The 15014-nt window shown below is 73.8% G+C and carries 16 protein-coding genes; 11 read left to right on the top strand and 5 right to left on the bottom strand.

Annotation, left to right across the window (positions count from 1 at the left end; translation table 11 throughout):
• Positions 1–90 precede the first annotated feature (90 nt).
• On the bottom strand, positions 91–750 hold the full coding sequence (locus tag E4P39_RS19950; protein WP_135138335.1) for an RNA methyltransferase: 660 nt from the start codon (positions 748–750) through the stop codon (positions 91–93).
• Between the two features lie 33 nt (positions 751–783).
• On the opposite strand from E4P39_RS19950, the gene rlmN reads away from it, so the two are divergent.
• Together rlmN and E4P39_RS19960 are read left to right on the top strand one after the other, a co-directional pair.
• A complete protein-coding gene (gene rlmN, locus E4P39_RS19955; RefSeq protein ID WP_135138336.1) occupies positions 784–1956 on the top strand; it encodes a 23S rRNA (adenine(2503)-C(2))-methyltransferase RlmN in 1173 nt (390 codons plus the stop codon).
• Positions 1957–2032: 76 nt separating this feature from the next.
• Entirely contained in the window at positions 2033–2755 is a 723-nt protein-coding gene (locus E4P39_RS19960; RefSeq protein WP_135138337.1) for a VIT1/CCC1 transporter family protein, read from the top strand.
• Here the strand turns inward: E4P39_RS19960 and E4P39_RS19965 are convergent, their stop codons facing one another.
• The gene (locus E4P39_RS19965; RefSeq protein WP_245159980.1) at positions 2756–3043 is read right to left on the bottom strand and encodes a DUF2631 domain-containing protein; all 288 of its coding nucleotides are present in this window, start codon (positions 3041–3043) and stop codon (positions 2756–2758) included. It abuts the gene before it with no gap.
• An 87-nt stretch (positions 3044–3130) separates the two neighbouring features.
• Between E4P39_RS19965 and dxr the strand changes: the two genes are divergently transcribed.
• Positions 3131–4327 (top strand): 1-deoxy-D-xylulose-5-phosphate reductoisomerase, encoded by a 1197-nt coding sequence (gene dxr, locus E4P39_RS19970; RefSeq protein WP_135138339.1) that lies wholly within the window; start codon positions 3131–3133, stop codon positions 4325–4327.
• A complete protein-coding gene (locus E4P39_RS19975) occupies positions 4285–5697 on the top strand; it encodes a site-2 protease family protein (RefSeq protein WP_280790879.1) in 1413 nt (470 codons plus the stop codon). Before dxr ends, E4P39_RS19975 begins: the two co-directional genes overlap by 43 nt.
• Here E4P39_RS19975 and E4P39_RS19980 read toward each other — a convergent pair.
• Positions 5684–7069 carry a hypothetical protein gene (locus E4P39_RS19980; RefSeq protein ID WP_135138341.1) on the bottom strand — a complete coding sequence of 462 codons (1386 nt, stop codon included), beginning with the start codon at positions 7067–7069 and terminating at the stop codon, positions 5684–5686. The genes E4P39_RS19975 and E4P39_RS19980 overlap by 14 nt on opposite strands.
• 126 nt (positions 7070–7195) lie before the next feature.
• Here E4P39_RS19980 and ispG point away from each other — a divergent pair, with 126 nt between their 5' ends.
• From ispG to E4P39_RS19995, 3 genes are read left to right on the top strand one after another with little or no spacing between them, the layout of a single operon-like run.
• A complete protein-coding gene (gene ispG, locus E4P39_RS19985) occupies positions 7196–8356 on the top strand; it encodes a flavodoxin-dependent (E)-4-hydroxy-3-methylbut-2-enyl-diphosphate synthase (protein WP_135138342.1) in 1161 nt (386 codons plus the stop codon).
• Between the two features lie 12 nt (positions 8357–8368).
• The gene (locus tag E4P39_RS19990) at positions 8369–9220 is read left to right on the top strand and encodes a DUF4081 domain-containing GNAT family N-acetyltransferase (protein ID WP_135138343.1); all 852 of its coding nucleotides are present in this window, start codon (positions 8369–8371) and stop codon (positions 9218–9220) included.
• Between the two features lie 32 nt (positions 9221–9252).
• Entirely contained in the window at positions 9253–11145 is a 1893-nt protein-coding gene (locus E4P39_RS19995) for a penicillin-binding transpeptidase domain-containing protein (protein ID WP_245159981.1), read from the top strand.
• Between the two features lie 37 nt (positions 11146–11182).
• On the opposite strand, the gene E4P39_RS20000 is transcribed toward E4P39_RS19995, so the two are convergent.
• Both E4P39_RS20000 and E4P39_RS20005 read right to left on the bottom strand, forming a co-directional pair.
• On the bottom strand, positions 11183–11644 hold the full coding sequence (locus tag E4P39_RS20000; RefSeq protein WP_135138344.1) for a ferritin-like domain-containing protein: 462 nt from the start codon (positions 11642–11644) through the stop codon (positions 11183–11185).
• A gap of 12 nt (positions 11645–11656) precedes the next feature.
• Positions 11657–12142 (bottom strand): hypothetical protein, encoded by a 486-nt coding sequence (locus tag E4P39_RS20005; RefSeq protein ID WP_135138345.1) that lies wholly within the window; start codon positions 12140–12142, stop codon positions 11657–11659.
• Between the two features lie 291 nt (positions 12143–12433).
• Here E4P39_RS20005 and rimP point away from each other — a divergent pair, with 291 nt between their 5' ends.
• From rimP to E4P39_RS20025, 4 genes are all read left to right on the top strand, one after another.
• Positions 12434–13081 carry a ribosome maturation factor RimP gene (gene rimP / locus E4P39_RS20010; RefSeq protein ID WP_135138346.1) on the top strand — a complete coding sequence of 216 codons (648 nt, stop codon included), beginning with the start codon at positions 12434–12436 and terminating at the stop codon, positions 13079–13081.
• Positions 13078–14223 (top strand): transcription termination factor NusA, encoded by a 1146-nt coding sequence (gene nusA, locus E4P39_RS20015; RefSeq protein WP_135138347.1) that lies wholly within the window; start codon positions 13078–13080, stop codon positions 14221–14223. Before rimP ends, nusA begins: the two co-directional genes overlap by 4 nt.
• 41 nt (positions 14224–14264) lie before the next feature.
• Positions 14265–14543 carry a YlxR family protein gene (locus E4P39_RS20020; protein ID WP_135138352.1) on the top strand — a complete coding sequence of 93 codons (279 nt, stop codon included), beginning with the start codon at positions 14265–14267 and terminating at the stop codon, positions 14541–14543.
• Between the two features lie 156 nt (positions 14544–14699).
• Positions 14700–15014 (top strand): translation initiation factor IF-2 N-terminal domain-containing protein (locus tag E4P39_RS20025; protein WP_209306637.1); only part of this gene is annotated, 315 nt, incomplete at its 3' end.

A 15014-nucleotide genomic window follows, 5' to 3' on the forward strand; every position in this document is an offset into this window, starting at 1 on the left:
GGATGGTCGCGCCGAGTGGGCCCCGGAGGGGTCCGCGCAGGCACGACGGAGCGGCTCAACTCAGCGGGGGAACGGCACCTGGCCGCGGTGTCATCCGGAGGATGACGATGTCATCGCGTGCTGTCGCACCCAGGCGTGCATCGCGATCCCGGCGGCCACCCCGGCGTTGATCGACCGGGTGGAGCCGAACTGGGCGATCGACAGCACGCCGTCCGCTGCCTCGCGGGCCTCGGCCGACAGGCCGCTGCCCTCCTGGCCGAAGAGCAGCACGCACGCCCGGGGCAGCGCAGCCGTCTCCAGCGGCTGCGCGCCCGGGAGGTTGTCGACGGCCAGCAGGGGCAGCTGCGCCTCGCGGGCCCAGGCCACCAGCGAGGCGACGTCCGGGTGGTGCCGCACGTGCTGGTACCGGTCGGTCACCATCGCCCCGCGCCGGTTCCAGCGCTTCTTCCCCACGACGTGCACCGCCTCGGCGAGGAAGGCGTTCGCGGTCCGGACGACGGTGCCGATGTTGAGGTCGTGCCGCCAGTTCTCGATGGCCACGTGGAAGGGATGCCGGCGGAGGTCCAGGTCGGCGACGATGGCCTCGACGGTCCAGTAGCGGTACCGGTCGACGACGTTGCGCCGGTCGCCCGCGGCGAGCAGTTCGGGATCGAGACGGGGGTCGTCGGGCCACGGCCCCTGCCAGGGACCGACCCCGACGCTGTCGAGAACGGTCTCCGGTGGAGTGAGCTCCCTCTCGGTGTCCGTCACCCGGGGCAGGCTAGTGGGACCATGGACGACGCCATGACTGCCCTGCCCCTCGTCTTCGACGCGCCCCGACGGGGCATGCCCCCGCGCCACCTCGCCGATCTCACCCGCGAGGAGGCCCGTGCGGCGGTCACCGAGCTCGGCCACCCGCCGTTCCGCGCGGACCAGCTGGCCCGGCACTACTACCGCGGCGTCACCGACCCCGCGGACATGACCGACGTCCCGGCCGCGGCGCGCGGGACACTGGCCGAGGCGCTGCTGCCGGGCCTGCTCACCGTCGTGCGGCACCAGACCGCCGACAACGGGCGGACCCGCAAGACGCTGTGGCGGCTGCACGACGGAGCCCTGGTCGAGAGCGTGCTCATGCGCTATCCCGACCGGGCGACGGTGTGCATCTCCAGCCAGGCCGGCTGCGGCATGGCCTGCCCGTTCTGCGCGACCGGCCAGGCGGGGCTGACCCGCAACCTCTCGGCCGCCGAGATCATCGGCCAGGCCGTCGCGGCCGCGGCGGCGATGGCGAACGGGGAACTCGACGGTGGCCCGGGGCGGCTGTCCAACGTCGTCTTCATGGGGATGGGCGAGCCGCTGGCCAACTACGCCCGGGTGCGCAAGACCCTGGACGCCCTGCTCACGCCCGCGCCGCACGGTCTCGGCCTGTCCCAGCGGTCGGTGACGGTCTCGACGGTCGGCCTGGTCCCGGCGATCCGCCGGCTCACCGAGGAGGGCCGCAACGTGACCCTGGCGGTCAGCCTGCACGCCCCCGACGACGAGCTGCGCGACACCCTCGTGCCGATCAACACGCGGTGGAAGGTCGGCGAGGTCGTCGACGCCGCCGACGCCTACGCGAAGAAGACCGGACGCCGGTACTCCGTCGAGTACGCGCTGATCCGCGACATCAACGACCAGCCGTTCCGGGCCGACCTGCTCGGGAAGCTGCTGGCCGGGAAGCTCGCGCACGTGAACCTGATCCCGCTCAACCCGACGCCGGGCAGCATCTGGGACGCCAGCCCGCTGCCCGCGCAGCGCGAGTTCGTCGCCCGCCTGCGCGCGGCCGGGGTGGCGACGACGGTCCGCGACACGCGCGGCCAGGACATCGACGGCGCGTGCGGGCAGCTCGCGGCCAGCGAGGACGTCGGCGTCCCCACCGTCGCGCTGCCCACCCCGCAGCTGGAGCCCACCGTGCCCCTGGGTGCCGAGGCCGACGAGTAGTGAGCGAGCTTGCGAGCTCACGCATGGGCGCAGCAGCTCTGCTCACGCGTACGACGAGCGCCGGCGAGGAGGACGAGTGAGCGGCACCGAGGCGCTGCCGGAGGCCGAGGCGCACGACCACAGCCACGCCGACGTGTCCGGCGGCTGGCTCCGTGCGGCCGTGTTCGGCGCGATGGACGGGCTGGTCAGCAACACCGCGCTGGTGGCCGGCGTCGCGGGCGGTGGGGCGAACCCGCGGACGGTCGTCCTGTCCGGCGTCGCCGGGCTGATCGCGGGGGCCATCTCGATGGCGCTGGGCGAGTACACGTCGGTCAAGACGCAGAACGAGCAGCTGGACCTCGAGGTGGCCAAGGAGCGCCGCGAGCTCGAGGTCAACCCCGAGGGGGAGCTGGCCGAGCTGATCCAGATGCTGCGCGTCCGGGGGGTGGAGGAGCACCTGGCCCGGGAGGTCGCCGTCCAGCTGTCCCGCGACCCCGAGACGACGCTCCGGCTGCACATCGTCGCCGAGCTCGGGCTCAGTCCGGAGGACAAGCCGTCACCGCGTACCGCGGCGGTGACCTCGCTGCTGACCTTCGCTCTGGGCGCGCTGCTCCCGCTGCTGCCCTACCTGTTCGGGTATCCGCTGCTGTGGGCCGCGCTCGTCTGCGGTGGCGTCGGGCTGGTCGTCGCCGGGGCGCTCTCGTCGGTCTTCACCCCGCGCCCGTGGTGGTACGCGGGGCTGCGGCAGCTCCTGTTCGGCGCGATCGCGGCCGGGGCCACCTACGCGATCGGTTCGGCGATCGGCGTCTCGGTCGGCTGATCAGCGGCTGCGCCAGGCGTTCTTCCTGCGCCGCGCGTCCCAGACCAGGATCAGGACCATCAGCAGGGCGAAGCCGACCAGCCACAGGTCCTCGAGGCGGCCCTCGTGGTTGCCGATGATCATGCTCAGCAGGAACAGGATGGGGATGACCGCCAGGCGGCGGCCCCACTTGCCCATCTCGCCGTGCCAGCCCCACTCCTCGGGTCGCTCGTGCTCCACCGCGTGCGCATCGGTACGGACGACGGCCTCTTCGCGGCCGGGCTGGTTGACCCGCTGGGTTGCACTCACGGCGGACATTCTGGCAGCCCCGCGCCGATGCCACCGCACGAGGGAGGACGGCGTGGCGAGCCGCGGCTGATCGGGGAGACTGCGCGCGTGAGTTCTTCCCGCGAGGTCACCGTGCTCGGGTCGACCGGCTCCATCGGCCGGCAGGCGATCGCCGTCGCCCGGCAGAACCCGGAGCGGCTGCGGATCACCGGCCTGGCCGCCGGGGGAGGGGACGTCGGGCTGCTCGCCGAGCAGGCGCTGAGCCTCGGCGTCCGGACGGTCGCCGTGGCCCGCGCGACCGCGGCGCAGGACCTCCAGCTGGCCTTCTACGCCGCCGCGTCGAAACGCGGCTGGTCCAAGGGCGAGTACGCGCTACCGGAGATCCTCGCCGGACCGCGGGCCGCCGAGGAGCTCGCCACCCGGCCCGCCGACGTCGTCCTGAACGGGATCACCGGCTCCATCGGGCTGCGGCCGACGCTGTCCGCGCTCGAGGCCGGCCGCACCGTCGCCCTGGCGAACAAGGAGTCGCTGATCGCCGGGGGAGCGCTCGTCACGGCCGCCGCGGCCCCCGGTCAGCTCGTACCGGTCGACTCCGAGCACTCGGCGCTCGCCCAGTGCCTGCGCAGCGGCACCCGCGGCGAGGTCGCCCGGCTGGTGCTCACCGCCAGCGGCGGACCGTTCCGGGGTCGCGCCGCGGCCGACCTCGCCGGCGTCACGGTGGCCGAGGCCCTGGCCCACCCCACCTGGGACATGGGGCCGGTGGTCACCATCAACTCGGCGACCCTGGTCAACAAGGGCCTGGAGCTCATCGAGGCCCACCTGCTCTTCGACGTCCCCTATGCCGACATCGACGTCGTCGTGCACCCGCAGTCGATCGTGCACTCGATGGTCACCTTCGCCGACGGCGCGACCATCGCGCAGGCCAGCCCGCCCGACATGCGCCTGCCGATCGCGCTGGCGCTGGCGTGGCCGGACCGGCTGCCCGTCGTGCAGCCCGCGCTGAACTGGTCGGCCGCGAGCACCTGGGAGTTCCTGCCGCTGGACGAGGTGGCGTTCCCCGCCGTGCGGCTGGCTCGCGAGGCGGGGCAGGCGGCCGGCGTGGTCCCGGCGCTCTACAACGCGGCGAACGAGGAGGCCGTCGCCGCCTTCGTGGCGGGTCGGCTGTCGTTCCCGGGGATCGTGGACGTCGTCGCGCGTACCCTCGATGACGCGCCGGACCTCGGCGCACCCACCTGCGTCGAGGACGTGCTGGCCGCGGAGAAGTGGGCCCGGGAGCACGCCCGGGGCGTCATCTCCGGAGGCTGAAGCTGAGCGGGATCCTTCTCACGACCCTGGGGATCGTCGCCTTCGCGGTCGGGATGCTGTTCTCGATCGCGTTCCACGAGGCCGGCCACTTCTTCTGGGCCCGTCGGTTCGGCATGCGCGTCCCGCAGTTCATGGTCGGCTTCGGTCCGACGGTGTTCTCCCGGCGCCGCGGTGAGACCGAGTACGGACTCAAGGCGATCCCGCTCGGCGGCTACATCCGCATCGTCGGCATGATCCCGCCGGCCGAGGAGGGCGAGAGCAAGCGCGCGACCCGCATGCGCAGCTTCATCGCCGAGGTCCGCGGCCAGGCCCTCAACGACGTCCTGCCCAGCGACACGGGCCGGGTCTTCTACGCCAAGCCCTGGTGGCAGCGCGTCATCGTCATGTTCGCCGGGCCGTTCAACAACCTGGTCCTCGCGGTGCTGTTCTTCACGATCGTCCTGGTCGGCTTCGGCCGCCCCGAGACGACGACCACGATCTCCGTCGTCCCCGGCTGCGTCATCCCCGCGGGAGCCGAGAGCGCGACGGCGAAGAACCCCTGCTCGGTACCGATCACCTCCGACGGGGAGCTGTGCGACCTGGGGTCCGCCGGCTGCGCGAAGCCGGAGCGGAGCCCCGCCGAGAAGGCCGGCCTGCGCGCCGGTGACACGATCCTGGCGATCGACGGCGAACCGATCTCCCGCGAGACCGACGTCGGCTGGCAGCGGGTGCAGGAAGCGATCCGCGCCAGCGCCGACACCCCGGTTGTCTTCACGGTCGAGCGCGACGGGGGACGCCGGGAGCTGACGGTCACGCCGATCGAGAACACCGTCTACGCAGATCCCGAGGGCGAGCGCACGATGCGCGTCGGCTACGTGGGCGTGAGCCCGGCCCAGACCTACGTGCGCCAGTCGGTCACCGAGGTGCCGGCCTTCCTGGGGAACATGATCGTCGCCTCGGTGGACCGGCTCGTGGAGATCCCGCAGAAGATCCCGGCGCTGGCCCGCGCGGCATTCCTCGGCGAGGAGCGCGACCCGCAGGGGCCGATCGGGGTGGTCGGGGTCAGCCGGATCTCCGGTGAGGTCTTCGCCTTCGAGAAGTTCACGACCACCGAGAAGATCAGCTACTTCTTCCAGCTGCTGGCCGGCGTGAACCTGGTCCTGTTCCTGTTCAACCTGCTGCCGATCTATCCGCTGGACGGCGGCCACGTCGCCGGTGCCCTCTACGAGAAGGCCCGGGCCACGGTCGCCCGCCTGCGCGGACGGCCGGACCCGGGCCCCTTCGACATCGCTCGGCTGATGCCGGTCGCCTATCTGGTCGCCGGTCTGTTCCTCGGCCTGTCGGCGCTGCTGTTCATCGCCGACATCGTCAACCCGATCACACTGGGCTGAACGGCTCCGGGTAGCGCGGCGGCGTCTGCCCGGAGGTCGCGGGTGCGACGACGGGCAGGCCGGCCCACCGGCGGGCGACGCCGAGCACCGCGCCGGCCTGGTCGTCCGAGTAGCTCCAGGGCATCTCGGTGACCGAGCGGCCGATGGCCTCCAGGTGGGGGCGGGCCGAGTCGGCGTCCTCCGCCAGCCAGAAGGCGTAGGCGGCCAGGTTGTGGCCGAACAGCCGGCCACCCGGGCGCGGGCCGCCGTCCGGTCCGGCCATCCACCGCTGCACGCACGCGCGCAGCTCGGTGCGGGTCGCGCCGGACTCCATGTGCCGGGAGCCCTTCGCGGGACCGCCGATGCCGTCGGAGAGCTGCAGGTAGTGCTCGACGTGGGCCATGACCGGCAGCAGGCAGGTGGCCGAGCCCTCGGGCGCCTCGGCGGCCAGCCCGCGGGCGAACTCGAACATCGTGTCGGTGTTGCCCATCCACTTGGCGCAGACGGTCTGCAGGACCGCGTGGGCGCCGTGCACGTGGCTGGGTGCGCGCTCGAAGAGCCCCTCCATCCGCCGCTCGAACTCTTCCTGCTCGACCTGCTGGCCGCGGGCCATCTCGACCAGGGTCACCCACGGCATCGGGTCGGCCGGGTCCAGTTCGACCGCCTTCTCGGCCAGCCGCTGGGCCTGCGCGAGCCCGGTGAAGAACGCCTGGATCTGGTCCTGCGACGTCTGGGCGGCGTAGGCCGCTCCCCGGGCCGCCCAGGCGCGGTGCAGTGCCAGCTCGGCGCGGATGACGGTCGCGGTCGGGTCGTTCGGCGTCGCGGCGAACCACTCCTCGACCCACTGGCTGTCGTGCAGGGACTGCTCGGCCAGCAGACGGAGGCGGTCGGCCCGCACCTCGGGGTCCCCGGTCGCGGCGAGCAGGGCGGCGGCGGGCTGCCACTCACCGCGGCGGGTCGCCTCCAGCGCCGCGGCCAGGTCGACGTCGTCGCCGATCTCGTCGACCGGGACGATCTCGTCCGGCGACAGCTCACCCTCCACCGCTGTGCGCCCGCCCATCTGGAAGGTGAGGAACCGCGCGAACCGTGCGCCGGTGAGCACCAGCACCCCTCCGGCTGCGGCGTAGCCGACCTGGGTCGGCAGCGCCGCGGTCTCCACGTGCGGCGCGATCAGCCCGTACGTGAGCCCCCACACGCCCACCAGGACGGCGGGGTAGGCGACGACCAGGCTGATCGCCCGCACGCCGGTCGGGTTGAACAGGAACGGCGCGTCCGCGCGGATGCCGAACAGATAGCCCAGCCGGCTGCCGGCGATCACGAACATGAAGGCGAAGAGCAGGACGACGATGACGGCGCTCGTCGCGACGTTCGCGCCCGTGGGGTCGAGGGTCATGGAGCGGGAGGCTAGGCGGGCCGGTGCCGGAACTCCGCCCGCCGTCGCGGACGCGCCGGGTGCGCTGTCCGGCACGTCACAGCAGCGTCACCAGCATCAATCCGCGCGCGGGGGATACTGGCCGTCATGGCGATCCCCGTCGGTCTCGGCATGCCGACTGCACCTCCTCCCGTTCTCGCTCCCCGTCGCAAGACCCGCCAGCTCGACGTCGGTGGTGTCGGCGTCGGCAGCGACTTCCCGGTGAGCGTGCAGTCGATGACCACGACCAAGACCGCGGACATCAACGCGACCCTCCAGCAGATCGCCGAGCTGACGGCGTCCGGCTGCCAGATCGTGCGGGTCGCCGTACCGGACACGGACGACGCCGAGGCGCTGCCGGTGATCGCGAAGAAGTCGCAGATCCCGGTGATCGCCGACATCCACTTCCAGCCGCGCTACGTGTTCGCGGCCATCGACGCCGGCTGCGCCGCCGTGCGCGTGAACCCCGGCAACATCAAGAAGTTCGACGACAAGGTCGGCGAGATCGCCAAGGCGGCCGGCGACGCCCGCGTCCCGATCCGGATCGGCGTCAACGCCGGCTCCCTCGACAAGCGGCTGCTGGCCAAGTACGGCAAGGCGACGCCCGAGGCCCTGGTCGAGTCCGCGCTCTGGGAGTGCTCGCTGTTCGAGGAGCACGGCTTCCGCGACATCAAGATCTCGGTGAAGCACAACGACCCGGTGGTCATGGTGCGCGCCTACGAGCTGCTGGCCGCCCAGTGCGACTACCCCCTGCACCTCGGCGTCACCGAGGCCGGCCCCGCGTTCCAGGGCACGATCAAGTCCGCCGTCGCCTTCGGTGCCCTGCTGTCGCGGGGGATCGGCGACACCATCCGCGTCTCCCTCTCCGCCCCTCCCGTGGAGGAGGTCAAGGTCGGCAACCAGATCCTCGAGTCGCTGAACCTCAAGCAGCGCGGACTGGAGATCGTCAGCTGCCCCTCGTGCGGCCGGGCGCAGGTCGACGTCTACAAGCTGGCGAACGAGGTGACCGCCGGGCTCGAGGGCATGGAGGTGCCGCTCCGGGTCGCCGTCATGGGCTGTGTCGTCAACGGCCCCGGCGAGGCCCGCGAGGCCGACCTCGGCGTGGCGTCGGGCAACGGCAAGGGCCAGATCTTCGTCAAGGGCGAAGTGGTCAAGACGGTGCCGGAGTCGCAGATCGTGGAGACCCTCATCGAGGAGGCCATGCGCATCGCGGGCGAGTACGTCGACGCGGGAGAGCCGTCCGGCCCGCCCGTCGTCAGCGTCAGCTGACTCGGCCGTCCCGTGCTCCGTGCGCCTGTCGCCCGCGTCCTCGACGAGGCCGACGAGGGGGCCGTGCACCGGCTGCTGGCCACCGATCCCGTCGCGGCGTGCGTGCTGGCCGGCCGGATCGAGGCGACCGGCACCGCACAGGACAGGCTCGGCGCGCCGCTGTGGGGAATCGGGTCGGGCCGGAGCCTGGACGCCGTCTGCCTGGCCGGAGCCAATCTGATCCCCTTCGCCGTGCCCGGCGCGGAACGCGCCGCCGCCGTCGCCTTCGCCGACCGGGCCCGGCGGGCCGGCCGTCGGTGCTCGACGATCGTGGGACCTGCGACCGCGGTGGCCCCGCTGTGGGAACTGCTCGCCCCCCACTGGGGGCCGGCGCGGGACCACCGGCCCGATCAGCCCCTGCTGGCCATCGACGGGCCGCCCGCCGTGGCGCCCGAGCCGCGGGTCCGCCCGGTGCGGCCCGCGGAGCTGGAGATCCTGATGCCGGCGGCCGTCGCCATGTTCACCGAGGAGGTGGGCGTCAGCCCCCTGCGCGTGGACGGCGGAGCGGGCTACCGCGCGCGCGTGGCGGAGCTCGTCCGGGCCGGCCAGTCACTCGCCTGGATCGAGGACGGCACCGTGCTCTTCAAGGCCGAGATCGGCGCCGTCTCGCGGGCGGCCTGCCAGGTCCAGGGCGTCTGGGTCGCGCCCGCCCACCGCGGCCGGGGGATCGGGACCGCCGGGACCGCCGCGGTCGTGCAGTACGCGCGCACGGTGCTCGCGCCGGTGGTCAGCCTGTACGTGAACGGGTTCAACGGCCCCGCCCGCTCGGCCTATCGCCGGGTCGGCTTCCGCGACGTGGGGCAGTACGCCAGCGTGCTGTTCTGAGTCCCGCCGGTCTCGTCTGACAGGCTGTCGCCGTGCGGACAAGACGGGGCCCCGCGCTCGCCCTCAGCCTGATCCTGACCGTTCCGGTCCTCGCCGCCTGCTCCGGCAGCGCCGAGGACGACGTCCGCGCCGCCGCGCAGACCTTCCTCGCCGGCTGGGCCGACGGGGACGTCGCCGCCGCGGCCAGGGCGACGTCGGACCCCGAGGCCACGTCGGCGCTGCTGGAGCAGACCGCGGAAGACCTCCCCGAGGCGACGCTCTCCACGGAGCTCGGGACGGTCACGGTCGAGGACGAGCAGGCCACCGTGGCGTGGACGGCGACCTGGGACCTCGCCGCCGCCCCCGACTGGAGCTACGACGCCGCCCTGGACCTCGAGCAGGTCGAGGACACCTGGCGGGTCGTCGCGGCGCCGACGCTCGTGCATCCGGAGCTGGGGGAGGGGCAGCGCCTGAAGCTGGCCCGCACGCTGCCCGACCGGGCGCCGATCACCGATGCCACCGGGGCGCCACTGTTCACGCCGACCGAGGTCGTGAACGTCGGCGTCGACAAGGCCCAGGTGACCGACCTGCCCGCGCTGGCCGCCGCGCTGTCCGCCGCGACCGGAGTCGCCGCCGAGGAGATCGTGGCCGACGTGGACGCGGCCCCCGCGCGACAGTTCGTCCCGGTCATCACGCTGCGCCGGCCGGACTTCGAGAGGATCCGAGCCCAGGTGTTCGACCTCCCCGGCGCGGTCTTCCCGACGGCCACCCGGCTGCTCGCGCCGACTGCCCGCTTCGCCGAGGCGCTCCTGGGCCGGGTGGGGGCGGCGACCGCCGAGGTCATCGAGGAGTCCCAGGACGACGGCTCCCCGCGCTATGCCGACGGCGACCAGCTGGGGCTGTCGGGGTTGCAGCGAGCCTTCCAGGAGGAGCTCTCGGGCACCCCGGGCTTCACCGTCTCGGTGGTGAGCACCGACGCTGCGACAGGCGACGAGGGTCTCGAGATCGACTCGGTCGCCCCCGAGCCCGGCACTCCGCTCCAGACACCGCTCGTACCGGCGGTGCAGAACGCCGCCGACGCGGCCGCGGCCGCGCAGACCCTGCCGACGCACGTCGTGGTGGTCCGGCCCGGGACGGGTGAGCTCCTCGCGGTCTCCTCGAACGAGCCCGCCGACGCCGGGAACGCCCTGGCCGGTCAGTTCCCGCCGGGCTCGGCCATGAAGACGATCACCGCGACCGCCCTCCTCTCGGCCGGCACGCTCACGCCGGACAGTCCCGTCGCCTGTCCGGGCACCACGTCGGTGGAGGGCCGGGAGTTCGAGAACCAGGACCAGTTCGATCTGGGCACGGTCCCCTTCACCGAGGCGCTCGCGCAGTCGTGCAACACGACGTTCATCCAGCAGGGGCTGGAGCTCCCCGACGGTGCCCTCGCGGAGGCGGCGGCGTCCTACGGCGTCGGCATCGAGTGGAAGCTCCCCGTCGACGTCTTCAGCGGCAGCGTCCCGTCGGACAGCACCGGTACGACGAAGGCGGCGAACGCGATCGGTCAGGGGCAGGTGCTGATGAGCCCTGCCGCCATGGCGGTCGTGGCCGCCGGCATCGCCGGTGGCACACCGGTCGCGCCCATCGAGATCGCGGGTACCGAACCCTCCGCGGAGCTCCCGGCGGGACCGTCCCCGGCCGTGCTCGACGCGCTGCGGCCGATGATGCGCCAGGTGGTGCTCGCCGGGACGGCGACGCAGCTGGCCGACCACGGCGAGGTGTTCGGCAAGACCGGGACCGCCGAGTACGGCAGCAACACCCCGCCCGACGCGCACGGCTGGTTCATGGGCTACCAGGTGGGCGGACCCGCAGGCGACGTCGCCTTCGCCGTCCTGGTGGAGGGCGGGCAGTCCAGCAGCGTCGCGGTCGGTGTCGCCGACGCGTTCCTGGGCGCCCTGGGCTGACAAGGCCGGAGTGCCGGCCGGAGTGCCGGCCGGGTCGCTACCCGGACAGTCCGGGCAACGCCGTCGTCACGGTCGGCTTCCCGGCGGCCGTCCGCCAGCCCACCGCACGGACCTCCGCGTCGCCGAGCGCCCCCACGGCGAGCTCCCGGGTCGACCGCTCCGCGGCCTGGTGGAGCACGCGCACCCAGGTCGCGGCGACGCCGTCCTCGAGAACGACGGCCAGGGCGGCGGCGTCCGTCGCGGACAGCACCGGGAAGGGGAGGGCGTAGGCGCCCCGCGCGCCCACCGGGTCGACCTCGCGGTCGACGAGGAGCGCCGTCAGGCGGTCGCGCAGATCGCGGTGCGCCGTCTCCGCCGTCGCTGCGGTGGCGTTCGCGCCGGGGCCCAGGGCGGCACCCACGACGCCGTAGCCCCAGACCGCCGCGTGGGAGGCGGCGAGCGCCTCGTCCAGCGCCGTGTTCTCGGAGGCCAGGTCGGGCCCCGCGGTGTCGTCAGCCATCGGCCGCACGCCTCATGCGAGTCTCCCGTCCTGGCCGCGGAGCCCCGCGGCGATCGACCCCAGCAGTGCGGCCCGCGCCCCCGACTGCTCGAGGCACGCGGCGGCGTGGGAGCTCGCGGCCGCGGCCACCTGACCGCGCAACCACGCCTTCGCTTCCGGCCCGCCCGGCGGTCCGGCGGACGGGGCGGCGGAGGCCGCGCCGCCGGGCGCGGCGTCGCGCAGCCGCTCCAGCTGCGTCGCGGCCTGCGCGGCGAGCTCGGCGACGGCCGCCGCCAGGGCGGGGTCAGCGGCACCCGCATCGGCGAAGGCCTTGATCAGGCCCTCCTGCACCGCGACCTGGACGGCCAGCTCATCGGCCTGCTCGCTGGTCACCTCCGCGGCCTCGTCGTCCGGCGAGGACGTGCATCCCGTGGACAGCAGCGCCAGCCCCACCGCGGAGGCCGCGAGCAGGGTGCGCCGCGAGAACCCCGGCGGGCGGGAGGGCGGGAGGGAAGGCATCGGGGTCCATTCTCGCAGCAGGGACGCCGGAGGGTCCGGATGCCTGCCGGGGCGCGCCCCGCGTCGGTCCGCCCGGCCCCACCCCTTTCCCGTCCGCCCCGGGCGTCCCAGCGGCGCACGGCGTCGCCCGCTGCGTCGCTTGCGGCATCTGGTCTCGGCGCGTCGTCCCGGGCGGTAGCCTGACCACTCACCCCCGAACCGGGTCCGACCTGCGCCGGGAGGCCGGACGTCGCCGGATCGGAGGGCCTGCAGCCCGCACCGTGCGGTTGCCCGAGCCTCGAGGAGGAAGCCGTGTCCGCCTCTCGCGGTACCCAGCGGGCCGACCCCGCCACGTCCCGGCTCGCGGGGTGGATCGAGCCGGTCGTCGGGTCCGCCGGATACGACCTCGAGGAGCTCGTCGTCACCCCGGCCGGCCGGCGCAGCGTCGTCCGTGTGGTGGTGGACCGGGACGAGGGCGTGACCCTCGACGGCATCGCCGAGATCAGCCGTGCGCTGTCGGAGGTGCTCGACCAGAACGACGACGGAATGGGCCGCACGCCGTACGTGCTCGAGGTGAGCAGCCCCGGCGTGGACCGGCCGCTCACCGAGCCCCGGCACTGGCGGCGGAACACCGGACGCCTGGTGGCCGTGACCGTCGGCCCCGCCGGATCGACCGACGAGGTCACCGGCCGCGTCACCGCCGTCGACGACTCCGGCGTCACCCTCGCCGTCGAGGCGAAGGGAAAGCCGGGGGCGAAGAAGCGCCCGCCGACCCCCCGCCAGGTGCCCTGGGCCGAGCTCGGCTCCGGCCGGGTCCAGGTCGAGTTCGGGCGCGCCGACGCCACCGACCCCAGCGCGTCCGACTTCGCGGACGACGACAGCCCGCACGACGAGAGCTCGCCCGGAGAGGGCCCCCCCGGCGACGGTGCGGTCCCGACGGAGCGAGGAGGAGAACAGTGAACATCGACGTCACCGCGCTCAAGGCGGTGGAGCGGGAGAAGGGCATCCCCGCCGACACGGTGATCGAGGCCATCGAGTCCGCGCTGGTCACCGCCTACCGGCACGCCGACGGGGCCGCGAAGCACGTGCGCGTCCAGGTCGACCGCAAGAGCGGCGAGGTCGCCGTGCTCGCGCAGGAGCTCGGCCCGGACGGCGACGTCGTCCGCGAGTGGGACGACACCCCGTCGGACTTCGGCCGGATCGCGGCCAGCACCGCCAAGCAGGTGATCATCCAGCGGCTGCGCGACGCCGAGCACGAGCAGACGTTCGGGGAGTACGCCGGCAAGGAGGGCGACATCGTGAGCGGGATCGTGCAGGCGCACGATCGGCGCAACGTGCAGGGCACCGTGCTCATCGACATCGGGAAGGTCGAGGCGGTCCTGCCCCAGGCCGAACAGGTGCCCGGCGAGGAGTACACCCACGGCAGCCGGATCAAGGCCTACGTCGTCTCGGTCGCCCGCACCTTCCGCGGCCCGCAGGTCACGGTCTCGCGGACCCATCCCCACCTGGTCCGCAAGCTGTTCGCCCTCGAGGTCCCCGAGATCGCCGACGGCAGCGTCGAGATCGTCGCGGTGGCCCGCGAGGCCGGGCACCGCTCGAAGATCGCCGTCCGCACCAGCGTGCCCGGCCTGAACGCCAAGGGCTCGTGCATCGGGCCGATGGGCCAGCGGGTGCGCAACGTGATGAGCGAGCTGCACGGCGAGAAGATCGACATCGTCGACTGGTCCGAGGACCCGGCGGCGTTCGTCGCGTCCGCGCTGAGCCCGGCGCGGGTCAACAGCGCCCGGATCGTCGACCCCCAGGCGAAGGCCGTACGGGTGATCGTGCCCGACTTCCAGCTCTCGCTGGCCATCGGCAAGGAGGGCCAGAACGCGCGGCTCGCCGCCCGGCTCACCGGCTGCCGGATCGACATCCGCAGCGACGCCCAGGCCGACGACGAGGCCGCCACCCCCTCACCGGGCATGGGCCGCCCGCCGCTGCGCTCCGGTGCGGGCCTCCCCCCGTCGGGGGGCCACGGGGCCGGCGGCCGTTCGCAGCCCCCGCCGGGGGGCCACCGCCCTCCGCCCCGCCGCGCGGAACATCCCGGGCAGGCCACGCGCTAGAGTGCAGGGTGGCCGAAACGTCGAAACCGGTACGCACCTGTGTGGGGTGCCGGGAACGCGCTCCGGCCAGCGATCTGCTGCGTGTCGTCGTCCGCTCCGGGGCTCTGGTCCCGGACGTCCGTCGGCGGCTCCCCGGAAGGGGAGCGTCGGTGCACCCCACCCCGGAGTGCCTGTCCGCAGCCGAGCGACGCCGGGCCTTCGCCCGGGCGCTGCGCCTCCCCGGAGGCGCCGGCACCCCGGTGGAGGCAGGTCCGCTCCGCGCCCACGTACTCGGCACCTCCCCGGAGATGGCCGGAGCGCGGGCCGGGACGGGCGAGTGACGGACAGCAGGACCCAGTCGGATCGGCACCAGGCCGGTTCGCATGTCGACAGGACATTCGTCGGATGACTCAGCCGTGAAGTTCTCACGATGACCATGCGCCACTAACGACGAGGTCGAGCGGGCAAGCCGCCGGCCTCACCAATTGAGGAGACCCGTGCCAGGCAAAGCCCGCGTACACGAACTCGCCAAGGAGTTCGGTGTCGACAGCAAGACCGTGCTCGCCAAGCTCAAGGAGCAGGGCGAGTTCGTGAAGTCCGCGTCCTCCACCGTCGAGGCCCCCGTGGCCCGGCGGATCCGTGAGGCGTTCGCGTCGGGAGGCAACGGAGGCGCCGACACCGGTTCCGCCGCGGCCCGCCCCGGCCCCCGCCGTCCCAGCGCATCCGCCGCCGCACCCGCGGAGCCGGCTGCTCCGGTCGCCCCACCCGCTCCGGTCGCGGCACCCCCCGCTGCGGCGGCCCCCGCCGCTCCG

Origin of the sequence: Blastococcus sp. CT_GayMR19 (genome assembly GCF_004570385.1) — a bacterium.
Classification (GTDB): domain Bacteria; phylum Actinomycetota; class Actinomycetes; order Mycobacteriales; family Geodermatophilaceae; genus Blastococcus_B.